General features: G+C 57.4%; 18 protein-coding genes, 1 tRNA gene and 2 pseudogenes. 12 read left to right on the plus strand and 9 right to left on the minus strand.

The genetic code is table 11. The features are described from left to right. Positions 1–4: 4 nt before the first annotated feature. From IEN85_RS14275 to IEN85_RS14285, 3 genes and pseudogenes are all read left to right on the plus strand, one after another. Positions 5–1,999, plus strand: a complete 1,995-nt coding sequence (locus tag IEN85_RS14275) for a hypothetical protein (RefSeq protein ID WP_191617761.1) — start codon at positions 5–7, stop codon at positions 1,997–1,999. A gap of 96 nt (positions 2,000–2,095) precedes the next feature. Continuing rightward, positions 2,096–3,493, plus strand: coding sequence for a sulfatase family protein (locus IEN85_RS14280; protein ID WP_191617762.1), 1,398 nt, complete (start codon positions 2,096–2,098; stop codon positions 3,491–3,493). Positions 3,494–3,539: 46 nt separating this feature from the next. Continuing rightward, a pseudogene (locus tag IEN85_RS14285) lies at positions 3,540–5,158 on the plus strand (arylsulfatase). A 127-nt stretch (positions 5,159–5,285) separates the two neighbouring features. Here the strand turns inward: IEN85_RS14285 and tsf are convergent. Both tsf and rpsB read right to left on the minus strand, forming a co-directional pair. Continuing rightward, the gene (tsf, locus tag IEN85_RS14290; protein WP_191617763.1) at positions 5,286–5,882 is read right to left on the minus strand and encodes a translation elongation factor Ts; all 597 of its coding nucleotides are present in this window, start codon (positions 5,880–5,882) and stop codon (positions 5,286–5,288) included. A gap of 88 nt (positions 5,883–5,970) precedes the next feature. Continuing rightward, positions 5,971–6,885: a 30S ribosomal protein S2 gene (rpsB, locus tag IEN85_RS14295; RefSeq protein WP_191617764.1), complete on the minus strand. Its 915-nt coding sequence runs from the start codon at positions 6,883–6,885 to the stop codon at positions 5,971–5,973. A gap of 256 nt (positions 6,886–7,141) precedes the next feature. Between rpsB and IEN85_RS14300 the strand changes: the two genes are divergently transcribed. Beyond that, positions 7,142–7,218, plus strand: a tRNA-Met gene (locus IEN85_RS14300). A 272-nt stretch (positions 7,219–7,490) separates the two neighbouring features. Here IEN85_RS14300 and IEN85_RS14305 read toward each other — a convergent pair. Beyond that, on the minus strand, positions 7,491–8,048 hold the full coding sequence (locus tag IEN85_RS14305) for a hypothetical protein (protein WP_191617765.1): 558 nt from the start codon (positions 8,046–8,048) through the stop codon (positions 7,491–7,493). Between the two features lie 793 nt (positions 8,049–8,841). Here IEN85_RS14305 and IEN85_RS14310 point away from each other — a divergent pair. From IEN85_RS14310 to IEN85_RS14320, 3 genes are all read left to right on the plus strand, one after another. Further along, the gene (locus IEN85_RS14310; RefSeq protein WP_191617766.1) at positions 8,842–10,197 is read left to right on the plus strand and encodes a DUF6880 family protein; all 1,356 of its coding nucleotides are present in this window, start codon (positions 8,842–8,844) and stop codon (positions 10,195–10,197) included. A 772-nt stretch (positions 10,198–10,969) separates the two neighbouring features. Then, positions 10,970–11,317, plus strand: a complete 348-nt coding sequence (locus tag IEN85_RS14315; RefSeq protein ID WP_191617767.1) for a hypothetical protein — start codon at positions 10,970–10,972, stop codon at positions 11,315–11,317. A 34-nt stretch (positions 11,318–11,351) separates the two neighbouring features. Further along, positions 11,352–12,068, plus strand: a complete 717-nt coding sequence (locus IEN85_RS14320; RefSeq protein WP_191617768.1) for an HNH endonuclease — start codon at positions 11,352–11,354, stop codon at positions 12,066–12,068. Positions 12,069–12,185: 117 nt separating this feature from the next. On the opposite strand, the gene IEN85_RS14325 is transcribed toward IEN85_RS14320, so the two are convergent. The 3 genes from IEN85_RS14325 to IEN85_RS14335 form a co-directional block, all read right to left on the minus strand. Further along, positions 12,186–12,788, minus strand: coding sequence for a hypothetical protein (locus IEN85_RS14325; RefSeq protein ID WP_191617769.1), 603 nt, complete (start codon positions 12,786–12,788; stop codon positions 12,186–12,188). A gap of 300 nt (positions 12,789–13,088) precedes the next feature. Continuing rightward, positions 13,089–14,321: an N-acetylmuramoyl-L-alanine amidase gene (locus tag IEN85_RS14330; RefSeq protein ID WP_191617770.1), complete on the minus strand. Its 1,233-nt coding sequence runs from the start codon at positions 14,319–14,321 to the stop codon at positions 13,089–13,091. Positions 14,322–14,449: 128 nt separating this feature from the next. Continuing rightward, positions 14,450–14,977, minus strand: a complete 528-nt coding sequence (locus IEN85_RS14335; protein WP_191617771.1) for a YkgJ family cysteine cluster protein — start codon at positions 14,975–14,977, stop codon at positions 14,450–14,452. Positions 14,978–15,170: 193 nt separating this feature from the next. On the opposite strand from IEN85_RS14335, the gene IEN85_RS14340 reads away from it, so the two are divergent. Continuing rightward, positions 15,171–16,853, plus strand: coding sequence for a glycoside hydrolase family 43 protein (locus IEN85_RS14340; RefSeq protein ID WP_191617772.1), 1,683 nt, complete (start codon positions 15,171–15,173; stop codon positions 16,851–16,853). Positions 16,854–17,195: 342 nt separating this feature from the next. Here IEN85_RS14340 and IEN85_RS14345 read toward each other — a convergent pair. Further along, positions 17,196–18,116: pseudogene (locus tag IEN85_RS14345) on the minus strand (glycoside hydrolase 43 family protein); the annotation flags it as partial. A 216-nt stretch (positions 18,117–18,332) separates the two neighbouring features. On the opposite strand from IEN85_RS14345, the gene IEN85_RS14350 reads away from it, so the two are divergent. Next, entirely contained in the window at positions 18,333–19,223 is an 891-nt protein-coding gene (locus IEN85_RS14350) for an NAD(P)-dependent oxidoreductase (RefSeq protein WP_191617773.1), read from the plus strand. 69 nt (positions 19,224–19,292) lie between these two features. Further along, positions 19,293–20,024: an alpha/beta hydrolase gene (locus IEN85_RS14355; protein WP_191617774.1), complete on the plus strand. Its 732-nt coding sequence runs from the start codon at positions 19,293–19,295 to the stop codon at positions 20,022–20,024. A gap of 196 nt (positions 20,025–20,220) precedes the next feature. Here IEN85_RS14355 and IEN85_RS14360 read toward each other — a convergent pair whose 3' ends face one another. Beyond that, a complete protein-coding gene (locus IEN85_RS14360) occupies positions 20,221–21,126 on the minus strand; it encodes a sugar phosphate isomerase/epimerase family protein (protein WP_191617775.1) in 906 nt (301 codons plus the stop codon). 22 nt (positions 21,127–21,148) lie between these two features. Next, positions 21,149–22,192: a Gfo/Idh/MocA family protein gene (locus IEN85_RS14365; RefSeq protein WP_191617776.1), complete on the minus strand. Its 1,044-nt coding sequence runs from the start codon at positions 22,190–22,192 to the stop codon at positions 21,149–21,151. A gap of 91 nt (positions 22,193–22,283) precedes the next feature. On the opposite strand from IEN85_RS14365, the gene IEN85_RS14370 reads away from it, so the two are divergent. Together IEN85_RS14370 and IEN85_RS14375 are read left to right on the plus strand one after the other, a co-directional pair. Next, positions 22,284–23,177, plus strand: a complete 894-nt coding sequence (locus IEN85_RS14370; RefSeq protein WP_191617777.1) for a helix-turn-helix transcriptional regulator — start codon at positions 22,284–22,286, stop codon at positions 23,175–23,177. A gap of 675 nt (positions 23,178–23,852) precedes the next feature. After that, on the plus strand, positions 23,853–24,527 hold the full coding sequence (locus IEN85_RS14375) for a FadR/GntR family transcriptional regulator (protein WP_191617778.1): 675 nt from the start codon (positions 23,853–23,855) through the stop codon (positions 24,525–24,527). Positions 24,528–24,536 lie beyond the last annotated feature (9 nt).

The following is a 24,536-nucleotide window of genomic DNA, read 5'->3' on the forward strand; positions in this document are numbered from 1 at the left end:
CAAAATGCCACTCCGCCACCTCCCGATCTTCCTGCTGGCCGCAGCGACTCACCTTTCTGCAGCCGATTTCCAATTCCCGCCAGAAGGCCGCTGGTCCGTCGCCTCCACCTGGCAAAACAACTGGCCCGAGCAATGGTCTCACGCTTCGCCCGAACGAAGCGAAAACCTTGGAGAATGGACCATTCACTACGGTCACATCGACTTTCCCAGCGGACGGCTGGAGTTGCGCGACTCTGAACGCCAACGGGACGACGGACTGCTGGAACTCCGGCGCCGCTGGACCTGGACGGGCGAGAAGCCTTTGGAGACGACAACCCTCTCCGTCCGTATCCAATCTTCACTCACAGCATCGCGACCGATCTTGCCGGGCATCAGCTACTACGATAATCCCGCCGGCCAAGCCATCGACCCGACTCGCATCCCAGTCATCGGAGAATCACCGGGCGATCGGGGCTACTACGAGGAACACCGCTTCCCCATGCCATTGAGCGGAGCAGAGGGTAAGACCTCCGACGGAAAAACAGTCGCCCTCGCCCTGCACAGCCTGCCCAGCCCAATCGCCCAAGGCGTCGTCAACGACCAATGGTGGTCACTCGGGTTCGAGCGGATCTCCGACAATCGAGTCGAGTTCGCCGCCCTCTCAGGACCCGTCGCGTCCAATGGGAAATCCGGTATCATCAAAGGGGAGCAAAAACGCTTTATCGACTACCCGGACGCCTACTGCGTCCTGCAGCCCGGAGACATCGTCGACAAAACCGTTTTCCTTCAACCCGCAGAAAGCTGCCAACGCGGCTTTGGCCTAAGCAAGCTGGTCCACGCCTCCCTTGCCTTGTTCAACGCGTATTCCACCGACGGATACACGCCCTACAAAGAGATACTCGATCTAAAAATGCGAGATTCCGCGAGCCGATGGCGGGAGGACGATCAATTCGCCGGCATACATGCCTTTCCCGGCCCCACGCGCCCCTGGATCGACCTCGGCTGGGCCGGCCAATCCGAGGCAGTCGCCTATCCTTTCATCCTATTGGGAGAAACCTTCCAGACCACGAACGCTAAGGAAATTGCCCAAAAAGCGATGGATTTTATCACGACCTCTCCCTTCACCGAGGACGGTTTTTCCATCCGCTACCACTACGGCGATCACCAATGGCTGGACCGCCGCAACCCGCTCTCCCAAGGCCAAACCATGAACAATATGTTCAATGCCCTGCGGGCCGCGAGGGCCCAGGGAGGCTACGACACTGCGAAATGGGAAAGCTTCCTCCTCCAAGCCTGCCAGCTCCACGCGGACCGCATCCTGCAAAAAGATTGGCGCCCCGTCTCCACCAACGAAGGCTTCCTCATCGCGCCACTCGCCCAAGGAGCCGAGCTGCTCGGCAATAAACGCTTTCTCAAGGCGGCGCGCAAGGCCGCCGACCACTACCGTAAACGCCATCTCAGCATGGAGGAGCCTTACTGGGGCGGCACCCTCGACGCGCGCTGCGAGGACAAGGAAGGAGCCTGGGCAGCCCTCCAAGGTTTCCTCACCTTGTACGAGATTTCTGGCGACAAAAAGTATCTGACCACAGCGGAACATGCCGGTGACGTCGTGCTGAGCTATATGTACGTTTGGGATGTTCCCATGCCACCCGGACGTCTCGCGGACCACGCCTTCAGGTCACGCGGATGGACCTCCGTCTCCGTGCAGAACATGCACCTCGACGTCTACGGCGTGCTTTGCGCCCCAGCCTTCTGGAAACTGGGCGAACTGACCGGGCGCGATACCTACAAGAAGTCCGCCAAGCTCCTCACCGTGCCCTGCGGACAGCTGACCGACCCTTGGGGCTCGGCTGGCGAACAGCTGCACCAAACAACCTACGCCCAGCACTACAACGCTGAACATTTGCACGGCGTACGCGGCGACTATATCGAAAGCTGGAACGTCTACTGGATCACCGCCCACTTCCTCACCGCCGCCGCCCAATTCGCCGAAATGGGCGTCGACGTCACCAAATGGTAAGTAGGAGCGACCTTGTCGACGACCTTGAGCTCGTCGAAAGGGTCGCGATTCTCCCAACAGCGTCACCGCTCCCCTCAACTACCCCAAAAGCAAAGAATGAAACACCTTTTCCTAACCCTCGCCCTTTTCACCGCCCTTTCAGCTTCGAGCGCGACGCCACCGAGCATCGTCATCATCTTCGTGGACGACATGGGCTACGGCGACTTCGCTTCCAACGGGGCGCCCAACATACGCACGCCCAATCTCGATCGCATGGCCGCCGAAGGATTGCGAGCCACCAACTTCTACGTTGCCTCCTCGGTCTGCAGCGCTTCCCGAGCGGCATTGCTTACCGGACAGTATCCCGATCGCAATGGCGTCGGCGGCGTCTACTTCCCCGACTCCCCCGGCATGCCGAAAACAGCCAAAACCATGGCTCACTACCTTAAGGAAGCTGGTTACACCACCGCTGCATTCGGCAAGTGGCACTTGGGCGACCATCCGGAATCCCTACCGACCTCCCGCGGATTCGACACGTATTGGGGAATCCCATACAGCAACGACATGTGGATAGACCCAAAGCACGAGATCGCCGAGGACGCGACATTCACCCTTGGCTTTGACCGCCAAAAGACCCTCGCCACCCAACAGTTCATTCGAGGAATCAATGCCGACCGCCAAAAGCTTCGCCAAAGCGAAGTCAAGGAGTACCCGCCCATCATGAGTGGCACAAAGGTCGTCGAGTACCCTGCCGATCAAGCCACCACCACCCGACGCTACTTCGAGAAGGCCATCGACTTCATCGATCAAGCCGGCGAACAACCGAGCTTCGTACTCATCACGCCCTCCATGCCCCATGTGCCCTTGTTCGCGAGCGAGCGATTCGCTGGACAAAGCAAGGGAGGACTTTTCGGCGACACCATCGAGGAGATCGATCACTACGTGGGGCAGCTCCTCGACTACCTCGATCGCTCAGGCCGCACCGAGAAGACACTTGTCGTATTCACTTCCGACAATGGCCCCTGGTTAGGAAAAGGCGATCAGGCAGGCAGCGCCGGGCCGTTTCGAGACGGTAAATTCACGGCCTACGAAGGCGGCGTTCGCGTTCCCGCAATTTTCCGCCAAACCGGAAAGATACCAGCCGGTAGCGATTCCTTGGATACCTTGGTCACCATCGACCTTCTTCCAAGCATCGCAAAGCTCGCCGGCATGGAGATCCCACCAGAACAATTCGACGGTATCGACATCACCTCCGAACTCTACCACCCCGAGACGCCACTCAACCGCCCCCCACACTTCTACAACCAAAGGGGAAAAGTCGTAGGGGTACGCGTCGGCGACTGGAAATACCTGCCCCAAGGAGGCGCTAACCACAAGAAGGACGATGCGACTCCCGAGCTGTATCAGCTTTCCACTGACATCTCGGAACAACGCAACCTCGCTGACAGCTACCCAGAAAAAGTAGCGGAGCTGCAAGCCCTCATCGACGCCCGCCAACAGCAATTTCAACACTAGTCTCTTTTGAGAAGCGGCCTTTTGCCGCGATCAAACCGTTTATCTGATGAACCGCATCCTCGCCTTTCTCTCCCTCATTTCCCTTCATACCCCACTCATTGCCGAAGAGAAGCCGAACATCATTCTCATCATGTCCGACGACATGGGTTGGTCTGACATCCAACCCTACGGCGGCGAGATCGAGACCCCGGCCTTGCAAAGGCTCGCCGACAACGGTCTTCGATTCACTCAATTCTACAACAGCGCCCGCTGCTCCCCCACTCGCGCCGCTCTCCTGACAGGGCTCTTCCAGCACCAAGCAGGAATGGGTATCCTCGCCGAAGACCCAGGGGTCGCGGCACCCGAAGATGCAGGTTTTGGATACAAACGTTACCTCAACAAGAATTGCGTCACAATCGCCGAAGCCCTCAAGCCTGCTGGATACCATACCTACATGGCCGGCAAGTGGCACCTCGGCTACCATGGCCAAGAAAAATGGCCGCTCCAACGCGGATTCGACCGCTTCTACGGCATCGTGGCCGGAGCCTCCTCCTTCCACAAGCCGCGCCATCCCCGCGGCCTCACCCTCGACAACGAACACCTTCCCGAGCCCGCAGGCGATTACTATACCACCGACGCTTTTACGGACTACGCCCTCGAGTTCATCGACTCCACCCCAGAGGGAGATCCCTACTTCCTCTACCTCGCTTTCAATGCGCCGCATTGGCCGCTGCATGCCCGAGACGAAGACATAGCCAAGTTCACCGGTCGCTACCGCTCAGGCTGGGACGTCCTCCGCGCCTCTCGCTGGCAACGCCAAATCGCCGCTGGCCTCGTCGCCCCCTCATGGGGACTCTCGCAACGCGACGACGGCGCCCGAGCATGGACCCAACTCACCGAGCAGCAAGTCGCCGAGCTCGACTACCGCATGGCCGTCTACGCAGCCATGGTTCACCGCATGGACTACAACATCGGCCGCCTCGTGCAACACCCTCAAAGCACCGGCCAGCTCGACAACACCCTCCTCGTCTTCCTCAACGACAACGGAGCCTGCGCCGAGCCTTACACCGACCTCGGCGGCGGTCATTTCTCCGCCGTGAACGACCCATACGCGGGAGGCGCCGGCGGAGGCAAAAACCTTCACAAGGGCTCGTCCTACGGCACCGGTTGGGCCAACGCCTCCAACACTCCATTCCGCCGCTACAAGGCCAAGCTTTACGAGGGCGGCATCGCCACCCCCCCCTGATCGTGCACTGGCCCGATGGATTGAAAACGCAGCCCGGCTCGCTCACTCAGGCCAAAGGCTACCTCACCGACATGATGCCCACCTTCCTCGAAGTCGCAGGCGCGTCTTACCCCACTGAATACAAGGGCAATAAAATCACCCCACTCTACAGCTCCAGCCTCACTCCCGTCTTCCAAGGCAAAACCAGAGATGACCACCACTGGATGTTCTGGGAACACTACACCGATCGGGCCGTCCGCAAAGGCGACTGGAAGGCCCTCGGCAAAATCGGTGAAGAGAACTGGGAGCTCTACGACCTCCGTACCGATCGCACCGAGAGCATCGACCTCGCCGCCCAACACCCCGAGCTCGTCGCCGAGATGGCCGCGGCTTGGGACGCCTGGGCCCACTCTCATGAAGTCCTCCCCCGCAAGCTCGGCACCTCCCCAAAGAAAAAGTAGGGCCGTCGCTTGTCATGGATCTTGAGCGAAGCCGAACGAGCGCCTCACCGCAAAATGGCGATAAACAAAAAAACGGCTTCCCCAGAGGGAAGCCGCTTAAAGTAATAGATTTCGGATACAGTGAAGATTACTCTTCGCCGATCTGGAAGCGAACGAAGCGACGGATCTTCATGTTTTCGCCGAGCTTGGAGATCTGCTCGGTGAGAACGTCCTGAACCGACTTGCTGTCGTCCTTCACGAAAGGCTGGTCGAGCAAGCACACAGTGGAGTAGTACTTGTTGAGCTTGCCTTCGATGATCTTCTGAACCGCTGCAGCTGGCTTGCCTTCCGCTTGGGAAGCAGCGACTTCGCGCTCCTTCTCTACCAGGTCAGCAGGAACTTCTTCGCGGCTGACGCAAACAGGGTTGAGAGCGGCGATGTGCAAGGAAACGTCCTTAACGAAAGCCTTGAAGTCGTCGTTCTTGGCAACGAAGTCCGTTTCGCAGTTCACTTCGATGAGGACACCGACCTTGCCACCGAGGTGGATGTAGGAATCGATGAGACCCTCTGAAGTCGCGCGGCCTGCCTTCTTGTCAGCGGAAGCGATGCCCTTCTTGCGAAGGATAGTCGCTGCTGCTTCGAGGTCGCCATTGGCTTCAGTCAAAGCCTTCTTGCAGTCCATCAGACCGGCGCCGGTCTGGGCACGGAGTTCGCCTACTTGTTTCGCGGATATTTGTACGCTCATTTGCTTTTTAGAAATGTGTTGAGTGGAGAATGTTGAGAGTGGAAACGAAAAAGGCGTTGCCGAAACAACGCCTCTCGCAGAGTCGTTCTTAGCCTTCGGACTTCTTTTCGTCCTCTTCAGCCTTCGGAGCTTCCTCAGCCTTTGGGGCCGCAACTGGAGCTTCAGCCTTCACAGGCGCCGCAACGGGCTCTTCAGCCTTGGGTGCAGCAACCGGCTCCTCGGTCGCTTGGACAGGAGCGGCTACCGGCTCTTCAGCAGCAGCCACGGACTCGGCAGCAGCAGCGTTCGCGTCGCCCCCCTTGCCTTGGTTCATGCGGCTGGCGCGCTTGGCGCGACCTGCTTCGACCGCTTCAGCAATCGTCTCGAGGATGATGCGGATCGACTTAACAGCGTCGTCGTTGCCTGGGATCGCGTAGTCGACGGAAGAAGGATCGGAATTGGTGTCCACGATCGCCGCAACCGGTACCTTGACGCGACGCGCTTCGGCAACCGCGATGTCTTCGTAGTTTACGTCTACTACGAACATAGCAGCCGGCAGCTTCTCCATCTTCACGATGCCTTCGAAGTTGCGGTGCATACGAGCCATCTCGCGACGGATTGCGGAACCTTCCTTCTTGGGAAGCTTAGCGAGAGAGCCGTCCGCTTCCATAGCCATGTACTTCTTGTACTTGGCGATGGAGGAAGTGATGGTCTTCCAGTTAGTCAAGGTGCCACCCATCCAACGGTTCACGCAGAAAGGCATGCCAGTGTTGGCAGCAGCTTCGCGGATGATTTCCTGAGCCTGACGCTTGGTGCCCACGAGGAGGACTTCGCCGCCCTTCGCCACTACGTCTTCGATGAAGTCGTAAGCCTTCTTGAGACCTTCGTAGGTCTTGGCGAGGTCGATAACGGAGATACCTTGGCGGTGGTCGAAAACGAAGCCCTTGGACTTCGGGTTCCAACGCTTAACTTGGTGGCCGAAGTGTACTCCAGCGTCGAGAAGATCAGTTAGTTCAATATTCATATGCTTAAAACACCCCTGATGAGCGGGGGCGCAGACCGTCCGGAGACGACCTTACGTTACAGTTTTGGTTGTTAGTTATTAGGTTCCCAGAATGGGAGAAGCGAGAAAGCTAGCCCTCCCCTCCCTCTTGGCAAGGAGTTATTTTGGAGATTTCTGGAGAAAGATTTGAAAAGGCATTGACAGGAGGAATTTTATCTTCCTTTGTTCGCCTCCTCCGACCAACCAGAGCGGAGATTTACAGTTTAACAACTGCAGTTGCAGGGTGGAGCAGTCTGGTAGCTCGTCAGGCTCATAACCTGAAGGTCGCTGGTTCAAATCCAGCCCCTGCACCCATGAAGGCCCAATGCTTAAAGCGTTGGGCCTTCGCCTTTTATATGGCTATCAACGACTTACGGAGCCTCTAGAGTTAGTTGGAGGCCAAACTCGAAAAGGCAGCAAAGTGCGACAAGATGACGCGATTTGCCATGAAAATCGGTTTTGTGGCAACCGGCTGGCAACCGCCTTGCAGCAAAATGCGGCAGGACGAAGGTGGTTTTGAGGACCGTATGCGTGACTTCAAAAACAATCAGAGGTCGAAATCCCTACTACGATTCCTGAACTTTGATTCAACTTTTGTACCGCTTTAGAAACTCAACGTCGGCGAAAGATGAAATGCGAGACGTCGCGCTCCTCATCTCTGCCAAGGGCAAATAATCCTCAAAGGCCAGGGCATGAAGTGTGCTGAAACGCTTTGCCTCCTTAGACATAGCAACAGCCACGGCTTCGCGGATAATCGCCAAAATGCCTCGTTCAGAACCCTCGGTCACTACACCGAGCAAATCTAGCAGATGCTCCCGCAACACAATGGCCAGCAATTTGACATGCTTCACGTCTTGTCTGTCGCTTTGGTCGAGATCGAGGGCGTTTGCCAGCTTTGCCTTCAAAAGCACATGTGGCAAGGGAACAAGAATTTCGCATCCACCTACCTCTAGCGAGGCCCGCCCTTGCAGCTCCTGTGTCGTCACGCCCTTGACGCTTCGGAGGCCCTCCAGCAAGAACGGTCTCCCTTCAACTAGGATCTCCATCGCTCCTAGAACGATTTCACGAGGACCGGCAAAACGGACCTCGCTCCCAAGCTCGTTCGCGAGCCAAAACAAGGCGTTACGCGTCGCGAAGATATCCATGTCCGAGCTTGTCAAAGGCTCGTGCGGAGCAATCTCGTTCGCGGCCCGTTCATAGTAGCTCAGGGCCCAAACATTCACGGCGTGACCGCCAACCAACAAAATCGGCTCGCTCGACTTCCTGAAGGCTTTGAATACTTCGTTGAAGTCCTCGACTGGCCTAGGCTCGCCTTCCATCAAGCTCCAAAAAGCTTCGCGACCCTGACCTTCGACTTGCTGTACGGCGCATTTCGCAGCTGAGCAGCCTTCGGTGTAAGCTTTCCGCTTTTGATAGCAGACGCAGTTTCCCTCCTCTCCTTAGCCTTTCGGCTAGAAAGAGTTTTCAATGAAACTGAGTTATCTGCTTTCTTAACAGCCATCGTAGCTCTCTATAACGGATAAAGTAGCCCAAGAATCAAGCAAACTCCCATTGCGAGCAGATTGCCTAAATGCACCGATTTATTTCAACGGTGCACATTCCAAGATTAGGCACTCAGTCTCCTTCTTGCTTCGCAAGCGCGAACATGAGCTGGCTCCAGTCGCCAAACCTTCGATTTCGCTCTCTCGAACCGAATCCGCCAGCCTGACAGCTTCGTGCCCCCTTCGGATACATCTCCCCGATTTGGCCCCGAGCTTCACCGATTCTCGAAAGGCTCCACAACAGCCGTTACGACCGCGTCCCGCTGTCTACCGCTTGAAAACAGCCAACGAGTCGAATCAATCGACGCGTGAACTCGAAGTGTCGATATCCTAGGATTTATTGGACATGAACTTCGATCCCGCGAATCCTTTCAATGCGCTGTCAACGCATCCGAAAATGCCAACCGCCAATCAACTCGCCAAAAAGCTCTCCAAGAGCCGACTCGCCGAACTCCTCGCTGAGGCCTGCTTGACAAACGAAGCCCTCGCCTCACGTGTTGAAATCGAACTCCTGGGAGACAAAGCAGCCGTCGTCGCCAAAACGATCGAAAACCGAATAGATTCGCTCACCGCAAACCTAGACTACATCGACTACCGCCAAGCCTCCCACTTCGGCCAAGAGCTCGACACCGTGGTACAGTCAATCGAGCAAAACCTCCTCCCGCTCGACCCCGACCTAACTCTTGCCATCTGCTACCATTTTCTGGATACAGACGAAGAGGTCTTCAATCTAGTAGATGATTCCGACGGTTCAATCGGCGATCCCTACAGAAACGTCGCCGACCTCTTCTCCCAAGCCGCTGTAAACGCTCAGGACCGCCTCACTGTCGTTGATCTAACGCTCGATTGCATCAGAAACAACAACTACGGCGCCCGTGACCCAATCATGAGCCAAGCCGCGCATTTCCTCACCAATGAAGAATTCGCATCGCTTCTCCACGCCCTCCGCCAATACTTTCTCGACGCCCCCAAACAGAAATTCCGCTCTTCCGAACAGTTTCATTACGAATTCGTCGCCCAGAGCAAAGGCGATCCAGAGCTGTTCCGCAGAGTACTCGCAGAAACAAAAAAGGGAGAACTCAGCGGTTACGACCGTATCCAACTAGCCCGTACGCTTTGCCAAAGCAAACGCTGGCAAGAAGCTCTCGATCTCGTCCAGGCAATCGAAGCCAAAGGCAGTTGGGTACAAATGATCGAAGACATCCGACTGCAAGCCTACCAAGGGCTCGGAAAAAAAGAGGAAGTCGCCGCAATACGCAACGCAGCCTTCAGGAGCTCCCCGTCGCCCGAAACCCTCCAGGCTTGGCTCGCCTCCATCCCCCTAGACAAGCCCAGCCCAGCTCGAGCCGAGGCCATCGCCTACGCCGAATCCAGCACCTGCAATGCCTACACCGTCCTCAGCTTCCTCATGCAGATCAAGGAAACAGATCGCGCCGCCGCATACGCTCAGCGCCACATCGACCGTCTCAGCGGACGCTACTGGGAAATTCTCCCGAAGTACGCTCGTGAATTCGAAGCGAAGCACCCCTTGGCTGCGACACTTCTCTACCGCAAGCTACTCGAAGATATCCTCGACTCTGCCCGCAGCAAAGCCTACCACCACGCAGCAGACTATTGGCACGCTCTCTCCCAAATCGCTTCCAGAATCCAATTTCCTGATACAGTGGAAGACGAAACCGCTTATAAGATCCGCCTCACCGAAAAGCACAAACGCAAGACCTCCTTCCAACGAGCGCTTAACGAGAGAGCGTGAAGAATTGCAACCAAACGTGCGGTGCCACATCCCTCGCCCTCCAAAAAACTGTAGGTTCTCCCCAGACATCCTCATCGGACTCTACGACTGCGAAAAAAAGCTTAGCCGCTGAGCAGTAGCTCTTCTCCATGTAACGTGACCTATTTAACCTCACCTCCGTGCCTTAAGGATCGCGAGGTAGAATCGTCATCGATTTGGGTCCCGTATTTTAAACCGAGATCTAGCCGGACAAGACTGCAAAATGAAGGAGTGGTTTCAAGCCAAAGCAAACGCCTCTGCGAAGGCCACCATCAACCAACGCCCTCCCTCGCGAGGGAGCCGCAGCCCAATTACCTTGTAAGCCTTCGCAGAAAGCTAAAGATCTTTAGCCACAATAGTATGAAATGGGGACGAATAGACGAAGAGTTTTCTGGATTCGGCTGGAAGCGACTTTCAGCTCACGAAATAGACCCAAGAGTCTCGAACGGGCATGAGTTCCAAGGAGTGAAAGCACTCTGCCATCTTTTCGGAGAATCTCGACTATCGGAGATCCCAACTGTGTATTACCTGATTGGAGACGACGACGAGGGTAAGCCAACAGTCTTTGAAGCTATCGCTGCAACTTCGTCGTGGTACGATAGCCGTGAGAACGACCCGAACCGAAGTGCAGAGAATCGTATGAGGACAAACGAAACTTCTTGGATAAAACCGCTGGCCGAAACACCCGGAAGTCGATAGGTTAAGATCTAATGAAACTTCACTTCGCTGCGTTAAGCTCAACCCAATCGAAACCATGTACAAGACAGACAAAGATCCTTTTGAAAGCCCTGAAAAAATCGAAGATGCAATTTGGTGCGTTCAAAAGTCTGAAGTGCAGCCGACACTCATCGTGAAGCCAACCCCTGGTTTCGTAGTTTGTGACGTACCCAAAAACGAAGAAGGTCTCAGAAATTCGGCCCTTCTTGCTGCAGCTCCGCAGTTACTAAAGGCTTGCAAGCAAGTGGACGAAGCCTTCAAGCGGAATTCAATCGGCGCACATTTTACCGATATTGACCTATCATTCCTTCGAGCTGCGATCGAGCTAGCCACCACAACTCCTTCGCTACCGCCTGACGAGGAAATCGACAAGACTTGGGAATGAGGAGACGAATAGAATAATCCGCAAAGCAAACTTAATGAAACGTGGCCGTCTCTGGACTAGGGAAGAGCTTCTTCCCGTCATAAATCTCTACTGCAAAACGCCTTTCGGCCGTATTCACCAGAGGAACCCCGATATTATTAAACTTGCAGCGAAGCTTGACCGGTCTCCGGGATCGGTGAGTTACAAAATGGCAAACCTCGCTGCCCTAGACGAGTCGCTTGATCGAGCTGGAGCTAGGAACGCTAGCCAACTCGATCGCGATGTTTGGAGCGAATTTTTCGGCAACATAGAGAAGCACATTACCGAAATCGAGGCTCCAAACATCGATCTGGAATCTACAAAAGTAGGTGAAGATCGAGTCCAAGAAACAAAGGTTAGAGTTAATCAAGATTTCTTCCGGAAGACGATCTTGGCTAGCTACGAAAACCGCTGCTGCATCACAGGAGTTTCTCACAGTTCACTCCTTCGAGCGAGCCACATATTACCTTGGTCCAAAAGTAAAAAGCATCGCTTGAATCCTCGAAATGGTCTTTGTCTTAACGCTCTTCACGATTGCGCTTTCGACTGCGGTTTTTTGACACTTGATCCCGATCTTATTGTCAGGGTCTCACCAAAGGTATCGAAAAGACCGACGACTGGAGATTCCGAAATGTTATTACGATACAACGGGAAAAGGATCGTTCTGCCCAAAAAGTTTCTGCCAGACGAAGAGTTCCTCTCTTGGCATCGTATCAATGTATTCAAAAGTTGATACACTTCCGTAGGAATTCTCGGCACACGCCTCGACTTTGAAAGCACCGGCGCTAAAAGCGAGTTACACAAAAAATCCTCACACCTCCCTCGCAAAGTAACGATCGCAGGAGGCCACCTAGAATACAGGCACCTTTGCCTGTTCCTCCGCTCGCTTCGCGTGGAAGTCCTTGAAGAACTCTATTACGCTCGGCGAGTAAATCATCAACTGCTTGGTCACTGGACTGAAATACGCGAGACGCCCTCTTTCGCTACGGAAGACGTGCTTCACGTGAAGCAGTGGGATTTCTAGGCCAACCTCTTCAACCGATCTTACGCGCTTCCAGCCACTACCGTAAGCAGACAAAGCCGCAGCCAAGCTTTCGTCGGTAAACCGTTTTTCCAGCGTGATTCGAACCCAGAGAGCTTCCAGCTTTGGATCGGAGAGAAGGACATCCAAGGTCACACCATCCTTACTGTATTTGCGAATCAAGCACGGTTCATCGATGAGAATCCAGTTCACCTCAAAGGGCGTGAAGACCCTATAGCTCGCTACCGCTTTGCTCGTTTGCTGCGAGCCGTAGCGATCATAGAAATAGACAGGGCCCTTTTCGAGACTCTCCCCGAGAAGCGACGCGGATACCGAGACCGCCAAAAGGCAGGCAAGGCCAAGCCATTTCGCACACCGCAAGGAAAAGCGAGGAGCCCTATCGACCAGAGTTGGAAAGCCGATAGGTATCATGCCTTTTAATACGGCTCGACCAGCGGAAAAGTTTACCCCGCAGGAACAAAGTAGTTCAAACAATTGCCGATTACGCCAAACCAAGACCCAAGCGTTTCATCGCGCGGAGACTGGGGACAACAAACGGTTTTGCTGAAGGCTCTGGGCCTACTCTCGGACTCGCCCTGTCGACGGGTAGCTGACGCCCTTTTTCGAAATCCATCGCCGATGCCCTGAAAGGACACATCCCGCTTCGCCTGCCGCCAAAGGGCTTAGGCGGCGACTCTCGTGGCGCAGCGTCTACGCCTCCTTCCACTTCCCTTACTTGGGATAGAACACCATGGCTTTGCTGGGGATGTTCTTTTCGTCGATGTCCTTGCCGGAAACAATGCTGCCGTCGGGAAAGCGGTAAAAGGTGGAGGCTAGGTTCCATTTGGGCCCCGCTACATCGTAGGCGCTGCGGCCCTTGCTCAGGACTCCGCCGTGCACGTAGCCCACCAGCATGCGAGTTCCTTTGGGCAAGGTATCCAAGTTGTCGCGACTCAGTTCCACCCCACTTCGAACCCGGCCATCGACCAGAAAATAGATCGTCTCCGCGTCGTTGTAAGCTCCGGCCGCGATCTCCCACGCGTTGCTGCCGTCCTTGCCGATCTCCTGCACCCGGTCCTCGCTGCTCTCGCTTTCGGTTTCGCTATTGCCGACAATGACCTCGGTCCCGGTCGGCATCTTGCTCCAATCCTTGATTTCGCTCCCCTTGCGGGTCCTTCCATCGGGAAAGCGATAGAGCGTGTCGGAGGACTTGTAGCGCCCTCGAGCAATGTCCCAAGCGGATCGACCGGGACGGATGACATTAGAGGCCGCCTCCCCTGCACTGGCCCCGCTTCCGGCCGCGGGATCCGCCCCGTACAGAACCCGCTCGAGCGTTTGATCCGCTACCACCAAACGTCCCGCTCGCACATCGGGGTCGAAGGAGGGCTTTCCGCTGAGGCCTAGCTCTTCTCGCACACTGCTTCGCGCCATCAGCATGGCACAGCGCTTGCGGCCGCGGTGCGGCGAAGGGTGCCAGCGGTTGGGGCGGCCGTAGGCAACCATGGAATGCGGCAGCACCTTGCTGTCCGGAATCTTGTAGACGCTCTGCAATTGGCGCAGCAGCTCCTTCACCGCGCGCTTTTGAGCGTTCGTCATGGGACGGTCGTGGTAGCCGACAACCTCGATGCCGAGGGAAACGCTGTCCAGGTTGGCCTGCCCTTGCCACATGCTTCTGCCCGCATGCATGGCGATACGATTGCGATCGATGATGCGGTAGACGGTGCCGTCAGTATCCACCATGTAGTGGGCTTCTCCATACTTTCTCAGCTTATCGAGGCTTCCCTTGGCCGGACCTTCCGTGGTGTGCAGTATGATGTACTCCGTGGACCGACGCGGGGACCGCTCCTTGTTCAGCGGACTGAATCGATTGACCAAGTTCAATCCGTGGGCGGGCAGGATCGCCAGCAGCAGGCAGGCTACGACGAAACCGGATAATCGAAAGGTCCTGGTACTCCGAGCGCGCATCGTGCCACTACCCTAGCCCCGCCCCAGCCTAAGAAAAGATAAAAGAGAGCTTCCGACGCTCGAGGGGATACGAGCCGCCTTGAGCCTCTGTTTTGTATCTGGGAATAGAATACACTGACGAAAACGCCTCAAGCGTCCTCTTCGGTGTAGAACTTCTCATGGGCAAACAAATCGAGCTTGTGCATGGCCAGTCCGAGCGCGGCGAAGGAGGCGCCTGCCTCCGCATCGACTTCCCCGCGCTGCACCCAACGTTGCACCCGCCGGAAACGCGCCCCCAGCGAAAGCGCTTCGTCCGTTTCACCCGTCGCCACCAGGAGCTTGCGCACCTTGTCCGCCTTGCGGCGCCCTTGCTTCACCAGCCGATGGGCCTCCTCGTAGGAAATCGCCCCCGACTGGGCTTCCTTGAAGACCCCGCACTCGAAAGAACGGCATTGGGCCGGACGCTGCGAGTAGATGGCGCAGGCGCAGTCCTCACCCAAGGCCCGACAGGGCTGACGCAAAAAGGCCACCGGAAGCTTCGCTCGGGAAAGCTTCACCGGCATGCCCAAGCGCTTCAGGTCCTCAGCGCTCTCCTCCGGCTGCAGGCGGACATTGTCAAAAAGCGACCCGTCGCAGCACATCCCGCAAGCGAGACAAAGTTGTTCTCCAGAATTCACGGCAACACTCCCGCTCAAGCCTATCCCGCTAGCAAGCTCCGAGTTGCCGGCACCCAAGCACACGGGACATACCCCTCTCGCGCGAAATCAGCTATGACCAAAGTCATATCGCCCTAAAAAAGCGGCATGCTCTTTAGTGAGACGCCCGCTAATCGTTTACTTGGGCCGCCCCCTCAGCCCTAATCAGGCTGCTATGCGCAAACTCCAATACTCCGCCACCGCTCTCGCCCTCGCGGCGCTCGCCCCCTTCGCCCAATCCGCAGAACCGGTCGCTTTCGACTGGTTCAGCTACCGCGGAAACGACGCAGTCTTCGACACGCCGCCGCCCGCCGGGCAATTCCAAAACCCCATCCTCGCCGGCTTCTATCCAGACCCGAGCTCCTGCCGCGTGGGCGACGACTTTTACGCCACCACCTCGAGCTTCGCCTTCTACCCCGGACTCCCCATCTTCCACAGCACCGATCTCGTCAACTGGAAGCAAATAGGACACGCGCTCGACCGCCCCAGTCAGCTCACCGGCACCGAGGGCCTCCGCTCCTCCCAAGCGATCTTCGCCCCGACCATCCGCCACCACGACGGCGTTTTCTACCTCATTACCACCTCCGTCTACGGCATCAACAACTTCTACGTCACCGCCACAGATCCCGCAGGCCCTTGGTCCGACCCGATTCCGCTGCCCTGGATCGACGGCATCGACCCTTCCCTCTTCTTCGACGAAGACGGCCGCGTCTGGCTCACCCACAACGGTCCCCCTCCCAACAACGATTCCCTCTACGAAGGCCACCGCGCCGTTTGGCTTTGGGAAATCGACCTCGAGACCAACCAACCGATCGGAGAAGGAAAAATCATCATCAACGGCGGCGTCGACCTCTCACAAAAGCCGGTCTGGATCGAAGCCCCACACATCTTCAAAAAGGACGGCTGGTACTACCTGACTTGCGCCGAAGGGGGCACCAGCATCCAGCACTCCCAAGTCGTCTTCCGCACCAAGAGCCTCGACGAGGAATGGGTGCCCTGGGACAACAACCCCATCCTCACCCAGCGCGACCTCCCCGCGGACCGCGAAAACCCCATCATCGCCGCCGGGCACGCCGACTTCCTCGAGCTGGAAAACGGGGACTGGTGGGCCACCTTCCTGGCGATCCGCCCCTACGAAGGCGGCTTCTACAACACCGGCCGCGAAGTCTACATGCTGCCCATCGAGTGGACCGAAGACGGCTGGCCGATGATCCTGGAACAAGGCAAGGAAATCCCCTGGCAGCTCGAACGCCCAGACCTCCCGCTCTCCCAAGAGCCCGTTCCGCCCACCACCGGAAACTTCGCCTGGCGAGACGATTTCGATGCTCCAGAACTTGGATACGAATGGATGTACCTGCGCACGCCACAGGACAACTGGCTCGAACTGAAGGACGGCCAGCTGCAAATCACCCCCAAGAATGTCGGCCTCTCGGAACTGAAAAATCCTTCCTGGATCTCCCGCCGCCAACAACACTCCACCTACCAAGCCGCCACTCAATTCGAAGCTCCAGTCCAAGGAACATCCGCCGGGGTGGCCGCATTCATTCGCGAAGACTACAACTTCTACTGCGGTATCCGAAAAACGGATAAAGGCTACGAGGCCTTTCTCGAAAAGTCGGAAGAAAGCGCCCCGCGCCTCGTAGCAACCCACAAGCTCGAGAACCTCGAAGCTGGAGATCAAGTCATCCTGCGCATCGAGGGCGAGAAAGAGCGCATCTCCTTCTACCTCGAAACGCCTGACGGCGAAATTCTCACTGTCGCCCGAGACGAAGACGCCACCATCCTGACCACCACGCGAGCCTGGAGCTTCATCGGCGCTATGATGGGCCCCTACGCCCGCCTCGAGTCAGGAGAGTAACCCCCGCGGGAAGCGGCCTCGTGCCGCGATTTTGCCCTTGGATTTCAACGCAGGCTGCGGCACCCGAACCGCAGCCTGCTCCCGCGGCGTCCTGTATCCTATATTTTCATACTCGCCCTTGGGCAGCTTGCACGCCCAGCGCGTCGATGCTCGAGAGCGAAAGCCGAGGCGAGGCTGACAGACTCGCCCTTTCTCCGTAGGGTTGCAGCTTGCTGCAGACCGCCACGCAACCCCGTTCCAAAGCCCGACGCGATCGGGACCAAGATCCAAGCCGACAGAAGCTCGAGTTTCAGAGCAGTCCCTAGGCCGTGTAACCGCCCAACCTTCTTCCTTGTCCTCGATGGGAAGCGAAAGCAGCGCTTTCCCATTTTCGCCCAATACTGGCCAACCGTCCTCCCACTCGACCGGCACTAGCCAGGGACTGCGCCCCACCGCCCCGTTGTCCTGAAACAACACCGCATACCAATCTCCTTCCGGAGTATCGATCAAGCACCCCTAGGCCACGCCCTGATCCTGCAAGGCCATGCGCCCCTCGTAGGGGCCTTCCAAGGAATCGGAACGGTGCACGATCTGCGTCCGCATCCCGCCTCGCGGCCAACAGATGTTCATCACGTAGTACATCCCGTCGACCTTGAGCACCTGAGTCCCCTCCGCGTGCAGCATCACGGCCTTGGTTGCTACGGAATGCGCTTGCTCGATCACTATTTCGTTGAAGCCCCCTTCCTTGATGCCCGAGAGGTCGCTGTTCAGCTCGATCAAGCGCAGGTCTCCCCCGCCATACATCATATAAACCTTCTCGTCGTCGAAGATCAAACTGTGGTCATGCAAGGACGGCTGGAAGGAAATCTCCTCCCATTGGCAGGCTTCGATGTCGACCGTAACAAAAATATGGGTACGCCCGCTGGTGCTCGAAAAGGTCGACACGTAGTATTTACCCTCGTGATACCGCAGACTGCTCGTCCAAGAACCCGCTCCGTAAGCATTCTGCCCATTTTCCAAGTTGAGCTTCTCGTTGTCCGCTAGCGTATCGTAGGCGTAGCCCAGCAGCTCCCAATTGACCAAATCCTTCGACTTCATGATGGGCAGCCCCGGGCTCATGTGCATCGTGGCGCTGCTCATGTAGTAGGTGTCGTCCACCCGGATCACCGCCACGTCCGGCACGTCCGCCCAGATGACGGGATTGCGGGCCGGAGCCGCCTTTGAAGCGAAAACACCGAGCAGCGAGCTGACGGTAAGAGAGAAAAGGGCCAATCGTTTCGTCAGGTGGGGATGGTGAAAAGATTTTTGGGAAAAAGCGTGCCGGCGACAAAGGTTTTTCTCGCTGCCGGTAATCCGGCAGTCCGATCGGACGCAGGCAATTCGATGCTCCGATCGTAACCCGCTGAACCAAGGATCGCGAGCCTAAGCCTTGACCCGAGCAACCGGAGCCTCTCAAGCTAGGCACCTCCAAGCTAATACCAACCCACACTGACTTTGCACATGAAAGACAAGAAAATCGGATTCGTAGGACTCGGCCGCATGGGCGGCAACATGGCTCGCTGCCTCAAGGACAAGGGCTACCAAGTTTCCGCCCTCTTCGACATCAACCAGGACCTAGCCCAAGAGCTTGCCACCGAGATCGGCGCCACCGCCTACGGAAGCCTCGCCGCCGTCACCGCCAATGCCGACATCATCCTCACCGTCGTCACCAACGACGCAGCCATGGACGCCATCTTCTTCGGCGACGACAACCTTTTCACCAACGCTTCGGGCAAGCTCTTCATCAACTGCGCCACCCTTACCCCCGCCGTACACGTCAAACTCGAGGAAGCCGCCGCAAAACTGGGGGCCCAAACCCTCGAAGGCTGCATGGCCTCCTCCATCCCCCAAGCCCGCAACGGCGAGCTCTACCTCATGATCGGCGGACAAAAGCCTGTCTTCGAAGCCGCCAAGCCGCTGCTCGACGACCTCAGCAAAGCCCTCACCTACGTTGGCGCCTCCGGCAAGGCCTCCGAAGTGAAAGCCCTCGTCAACATGGTCATGAATATCAACACCGCCGCCCTCGCAGAAGGCCTAGGCCTCGGGGCCGCGCTCGGACTCGACCTGGAAATGCTCTGCAAGGTCTTCAGCCAAACCGGAGCCAACTCCCGCGTTCTCGAAACCGACGCCGAGGACATGCTCAACCGCGACCACGACTGCTTCTTCTCCGCCGCCCACGCCGCCAAGGACTCGGGCATCGCCCTCGAGCTGGGTAAGGCCAAGGGCGTCACCATGCCGCTCGCCCAAGCCACCCTCGCCCAGTACAACAAGCTCTGCGAACTCGGCCTCGGCGAATTGGACAAGTCTGGCATCGCGGAACTCACCTTCCCGGGCCGCAAAGGCAGCGAATAGGCGCAAAGGTAGCAGCCGCTGCTCCAGCGGCCATCCACCATCAAAACAGCACGACTCATTCGTATCCAAATGTTCGACACAATCCGTAACGCCCAAGGCGAAAAACTTGACTACAGCTACCAACAGGCCGATCCCGCGCAGCCCAGCGAATGGCTCTACGTCATCGGGCACGGCGTCACCGGCAACAAGGACCGCCCCATCGTGGCCGACTCCGCCCAGGCCCTCAAGGCCGCCGGCTTCGATACGCTCGCGTTCTCCTTCTCCGGCAACGGCGACTCCGAAGGCCGCTTCCAAGACTCCAACGTCAGCAAGGAAGTCGAGGACCTCGGATCCATCCTCGACGCAGTCGGAGAGCGAAACGTCGCCTACGTCGGGCACTCCATGGGAGCTGCCGTCGGCGTGCTGCGGGCCGCTCGCGATCCGCGCATCCAACGCCTCGTTTCCCTCGCCGGCATGGTCGACACCAAGAAGTTCGCCCTCACCGAGTTTGGCGAAGAGACGCCCGACCAAGGCCTCATGTGGGAAGAAGAAAGCTGCCCGCTCAGCCAGAGCTTCATGACCGACCTCTGCGAGACCGTGGGCAGCGTCCTCGAAAGCGCGAAGTCGGTATCCATCCCTTGGTTACTCCTTCACGGCACGGAGGACGATGTCGTTCTCATCGAAGACAGCGAATCCATCGCCGCCCTCAGCAAGCCGAAGGTCACGCTGCAAAAGATCGAAGGAGCCGACCACTCCTTCAACGAGCTCGCCCGAGCCCCCGCCATGGCCGTCCTCGCCAACTGGGCTCAGAAAAACTCGTAATCAGGTGGGCCGGCCGCTCCGCGGGCGGCAATCGAACGCAATTCAACAGCTAATCAATCGCCCGCGGAGCGGCCGAACCACCTTCTCGAAGCGGCCTCGCGCCCCGATTCCTCAACCTTTGTGGGAAGCGGCCTTGCGCCGCGATTTCTCCACCTTGTGGGAGCGTGCTCGTCACGCGATTTCTCGCAGAGCCTAACTAGAAGCCTTCCGGATTCGGCACGTACTTGCCTCGACAACCTTTCAGGTAGTTCAAGGCATGCACCTGTCCAGTCAGCTCCAGCTCGCCCACGTACACGGGATCGTGCCAGCCTTCGATGTCGATGGTACCCTTGTATCCGCCGCGTCTCAATTCGCTGATGATGTCCGTCCAGTTGCTGTCTCCAAATCCTGGATGCCGGTGCTCGGAGAAGGGCTTCGGCCCGTCCACCCCAAACTCCCGAACCACTTCCGCATAGTTGCTGGCGTCCTTGCCATGCACATGGAAAACCTTGCTCACGTACTTGCGCAGCTGCGGCATCGGCTCGATCAGCTGCCCCATCTGATGGCAGGGCTCCCACTCCAAACCGATGTTGTCGACCGGCAAGGCGTCGAACATCAGCTCCCAAGCCGCCGGATTGAAAGCAATGTTCCAATCGCCGCGTTCCCAATTGCCGCCCATGGGACAATTCTCGAACGCGATACGCACGCCCTTGTCGGCCGCCCGCTTGGACAACTCGCCAAAGACCTCCACGTAACGCTCGATGGACTCTGGCACCGGCACATCCCGCACGCGGCCCGCAAATCCGCAAACCAAGTCCGTACCGTAGAGGTGGGCCTTGTCGATGCACTCCCGCCAGCCTTCGCGGGTCTTTTCGTCGTCTTCCGAATCCCCCAGCGGATTGCCGAAAATGCCGAGTGAGGAAACGATCGCATCGCTGCCCTCGAGGACCTGCCGGGTCTGATCGGCGAGCTTGAGCAAATCCGTTTCGCCCAAGTTTTGCCAAAAGTTGATCTGGAAAGACTCAAAGCCGTGCGGAAGGATCGCCTTGATGTAGTCCGCAGTCTGCGGGCCCTTTCCGGCCAAAGTTCCGATTCGGATATCGTATTCGTTATTTAGTGACATGGCTCTTTGCGGTTCTTTGGTTCTAGAGGGATACTGTTTTATCTTTCTGGTCGGATTCGAAACAGGCGTCCAGCACGCGCTGGATGTCCGCCCCGCGGGCGAAATCCGCTTGGTCCTGCACGCCTGACTCCACCGCCGCGATGAAACGTTCGAAGTTCGTCGGAGTCGTTCCGCAATCCAGCGTTTCCCAAGGCATGGCCTTCCGCCCCAGAATGCGGCTGATCTTCAATGTCGAGTAGCTTTCGTCCAAATCTATCTCGATAGACGCCTTGTCGCCATAGACGTTCAGCTTCAGCGAATTCAAGTGCGGCTGAGCCCAGCGCGTGGTGTGAATCGTCCCCAAGGCGCCGTTGGCGAACTCGGCAGTAATGATCGCCGAATCGTTGGCGTCCAGCTCGTAGCCGCCCATCTTGTTGCCATCGCCCTTGTCGAAAGTCTTCAGCTTGCAATTCACGCTGCGATAATCTCCCACCGGCATGCCCGCGAAGTCCAGGATATGCACCCCGATGTCGCCCAACACGCCCATGCTGCCAGCCTTCGTCGACAAGCGCCAAAGCCACTGCGGACTGGTTTCCCAAAAATTCCATTCGTCTTGGGCCAACCAACTTTGCAGGTAATAAGCGTGCACATGCCGGATCGTACCCAACTCCCCACTACGCGCCAGCTTGCTCGCCATCTGGATCGCCGAACTGTTGCGATAGGAGAAGTTCACCATGTTGATCACCCCAGCTGCCTTCGCCGCCTCGCTCATCTCAAGGGCGTCCTTCGCGTTCAAGGCGAGGGGCTTTTCGCAGAGCACATGCTTGCCCGCCTCGATCGCCTTCAGAGTCAGCGGATGATGGTACGCGTCGGGCACCACGATCGTCACCGCGTCGCACTCCACTTCCGCAAGCAGGCGATCCACATCCGTGTAAGTCGCGTCGATTCCGAATTTCTTGGCAAAATCCGATACGCGTTTCTCGTCCACGTCGCAGGCCGCGACCACCTTGCAATTCTCGATTTTAGAAAAAGACTCCACCTGATGGTGGGCCATTCCCCCTGTGCCAATTACTGCGAGTTTAACCATACGATGCAATACCTCACAAAGGAGCGCTTGCGGTACAAATGGATTCGCTTCAATAAAAGCGACAAGACTAGCACATATCCGACAAACATCGATGCACTCCGATTTCGCAGACAGAAACGCCTTCCAGCGCCAATTGGTCACCGGCTACCTCGAGCGCTTGCTGGCGGGCAAGCACAGCTTTCACTTGCCGCCCCTTCAGCAGCTGCGCACCCGCCACCCCGGCATGCACTTCCACCCCACTCCCGAAGTTTTCCTGCAATGCAGCGGGTCGAACGTCTTCACTTGCCCGGACTCGTCCTTCGAGCTCAAGCCACAGGAAGCCTGCCTCATCCACACCGGCCTCCCGCACGGCGAGATCGGACGCTCTCCCGCCGAAGCTCCCTTCCGCAACCTGGTCATCTGCTTCGAGAACACCCACCTCCGCTTTCTCGAGTCGCTTTGCCAAGACGGAGGCGTCCCCGAGGTTTCCTACGGCGATACCTACATCACCTCCCACGCCGCACAAGCCCTCACCTACCTCAATCGCATTTCCGATCTCACCGCACGCTCCAGCCCCAACGCCCAGCTTCACATCGACGGACTCCTGCGCGCCTTCTTCGCCATCGTCCTGGAAATCCTGGAGGAAGGCGACACCTACCACCGCTCCTACGACATTCGCGTCATCCGCGCCCAGGACATCATCAGCAGCGAGATCAGCGACCCCAAACTCACCATCCAATCCCTCGCAGACCGGCTCGGCTGCAGCGCCGACCACTTCACCCGCCTTTTCCGCCAGCACACGGGCGACACCCCCAACCAATACCTAAAAAGGCGACGTATCCAATACGCCACGACACTCCTGCAAGATCCCAAGCTCAACCTTTCCGAAGTCGCGTGGTCTACCGGATTCAGCAGCCTCAACTACTTCTCGCGGGCCTTCAACCAAGTCATGAATTGCTCCGCCTCCGCCTACCGGAAACGCCAGAACACCCAGTTCGCCCCTTGATGACCTTGGGTGTCATTGCAGTCCCTTACATTAATCCGGTCTGCAATTCTTTGGTAGGAAGCGACCTTGCGTCGCGATCAACCGGGGCCTCCAGTCGCGACGCAAGGTCGCTTCCTACAAGATGCAATCAATGTAAAGAACTTAGCTCCCACCTCACTCGTGTCCTGTCACATGTCGCATGTCGCATACGACGCAACACTTCCGAATTATAGGTATTGGAGGCCTTAACTTGATCAAGTAGAAGAGCCCTCGTCCCCTGAGGGGGGGCTTTTTTGCCCCCCCTCGCTCCCCTTCCTACCTCAGAGACTGTCCAACAGATCGAGTTGCAGGCTTGGAGACCGCGTCGCGCTGCGAATCCGATTTGCACCGCGATCCGCTGCAAGCCTCAGCCTTACGCAGAGCAGGCTCCTAGGTTTCAATAGACACTCCCCCAACACCATTCAGCCCCAACAACAGCGTTGACTCGAAGCACCTAGTGGTCTGACCTCTTGCTACAGTGGTCTGACCACTTTTAATACTGGTCTGACCACTGGCCAACGATTCGATAGTCGGAAACCGGAAGGAAGGCGATGGGCATTGCTGCTGCGGACACCTCACTCAGGCCCGACCTGATCAATTCCCCGCGCCTTTCACCTGACCTCTATCGCTTTCTTTTTCTCTCCCCCTCTCAACACCATGACTGCAGCTGCCAAAAAAAACCGCATCGAAGACGTTACCGAAATCTTGCTGAGCAAGTATTCGGGCTTGGAACGCGATTGGCTGCCTCCCGAACGACAGCTCGCCCAGGAGCTGCAAATCAGCCGCCCCCTCTTGCGCGAAGCCATCAAGCAGCTGAAGATCCAAGGTTACCTCGAACCGGTACACGGCATCGGAGTGAAAGTGATCCACCACCCCAACGCTCCCATCAAAGCCTTGCTGGAAACACAGCTTCCCAGTGCCGCAGACCGCATACGCCAGTTCGGAGACCTCAGAGCCCTCGTCGAACCCCAAATTGCGGCTTGGGCCGCGGACAAGGCCCAAAGCAACCGCAGGCAAACCAAGGCGCTGCGAGACCTTCACGAAAAAATGGAGGCCGCCCCCACCTACGAGGAAAAGGTTGAACTGGATATCGCCTTTCATCGGGCGATCGCAGAACTCGCCAACAACCAAGTCCTCGCATTGATGCTCTCCGCTGTCGCCGACCTCGAGAAAGAGAACCGCACCCTCACCCTCGCTGCCGTTGGCGTCGACAAATCGCTCAAGCAACACGCCTCCATTCTGCAGGCCATCGAAAGCTCTGACGCCGCCGCCGCCAAACGAGCGATGCGCGCCCACATCGACGCCGCCCAATCCCAATCTGCCAAGGCTTAACCGCACGCT

Source organism: Pelagicoccus enzymogenes (assembly GCF_014803405.1).
Taxonomy (GTDB): domain Bacteria; phylum Verrucomicrobiota; class Verrucomicrobiia; order Opitutales; family Opitutaceae; genus Pelagicoccus; species Pelagicoccus enzymogenes.

Coding starts and splice junctions, on each gene's coding strand:
- IEN85_RS14275 (WP_191617761.1), top strand. CDS start 5: ATGCCACTCCGCCACCTCCCGATCTTCCTGCTGGCCGCAGCGACTCAC.
- IEN85_RS14280 (WP_191617762.1), top strand. CDS start 2,096: ATGAAACACCTTTTCCTAACCCTCGCCCTTTTCACCGCCCTTTCAGCT.
- tsf (WP_191617763.1), bottom strand. CDS start 5,882: ATGAGCGTACAAATATCCGCGAAACAAGTAGGCGAACTCCGTGCCCAG.
- rpsB (WP_191617764.1), bottom strand. CDS start 6,885: ATGAATATTGAACTAACTGATCTTCTCGACGCTGGAGTACACTTCGGC.
- IEN85_RS14305 (WP_191617765.1), bottom strand. CDS start 8,048: ATGGATATCTTCGCGACGCGTAACGCCTTGTTTTGGCTCGCGAACGAG.
- IEN85_RS14310 (WP_191617766.1), top strand. CDS start 8,842: ATGCCAACCGCCAATCAACTCGCCAAAAAGCTCTCCAAGAGCCGACTC.
- IEN85_RS14315 (WP_191617767.1), top strand. CDS start 10,970: ATGTACAAGACAGACAAAGATCCTTTTGAAAGCCCTGAAAAAATCGAA.
- IEN85_RS14320 (WP_191617768.1), top strand. CDS start 11,352: ATGAAACGTGGCCGTCTCTGGACTAGGGAAGAGCTTCTTCCCGTCATA.
- IEN85_RS14325 (WP_191617769.1), bottom strand. CDS start 12,788: ATGATACCTATCGGCTTTCCAACTCTGGTCGATAGGGCTCCTCGCTTT.
- IEN85_RS14330 (WP_191617770.1), bottom strand. CDS start 14,321: ATGCGCGCTCGGAGTACCAGGACCTTTCGATTATCCGGTTTCGTCGTA.
- IEN85_RS14340 (WP_191617772.1), top strand. CDS start 15,171: ATGCGCAAACTCCAATACTCCGCCACCGCTCTCGCCCTCGCGGCGCTC.
- IEN85_RS14350 (WP_191617773.1), top strand. CDS start 18,333: ATGAAAGACAAGAAAATCGGATTCGTAGGACTCGGCCGCATGGGCGGC.
- IEN85_RS14355 (WP_191617774.1), top strand. CDS start 19,293: ATGTTCGACACAATCCGTAACGCCCAAGGCGAAAAACTTGACTACAGC.
- IEN85_RS14360 (WP_191617775.1), bottom strand. CDS start 21,126: ATGTCACTAAATAACGAATACGATATCCGAATCGGAACTTTGGCCGGA.
- IEN85_RS14365 (WP_191617776.1), bottom strand. CDS start 22,192: ATGGTTAAACTCGCAGTAATTGGCACAGGGGGAATGGCCCACCATCAG.
- IEN85_RS14370 (WP_191617777.1), top strand. CDS start 22,284: ATGCACTCCGATTTCGCAGACAGAAACGCCTTCCAGCGCCAATTGGTC.
- IEN85_RS14375 (WP_191617778.1), top strand. CDS start 23,853: ATGACTGCAGCTGCCAAAAAAAACCGCATCGAAGACGTTACCGAAATC.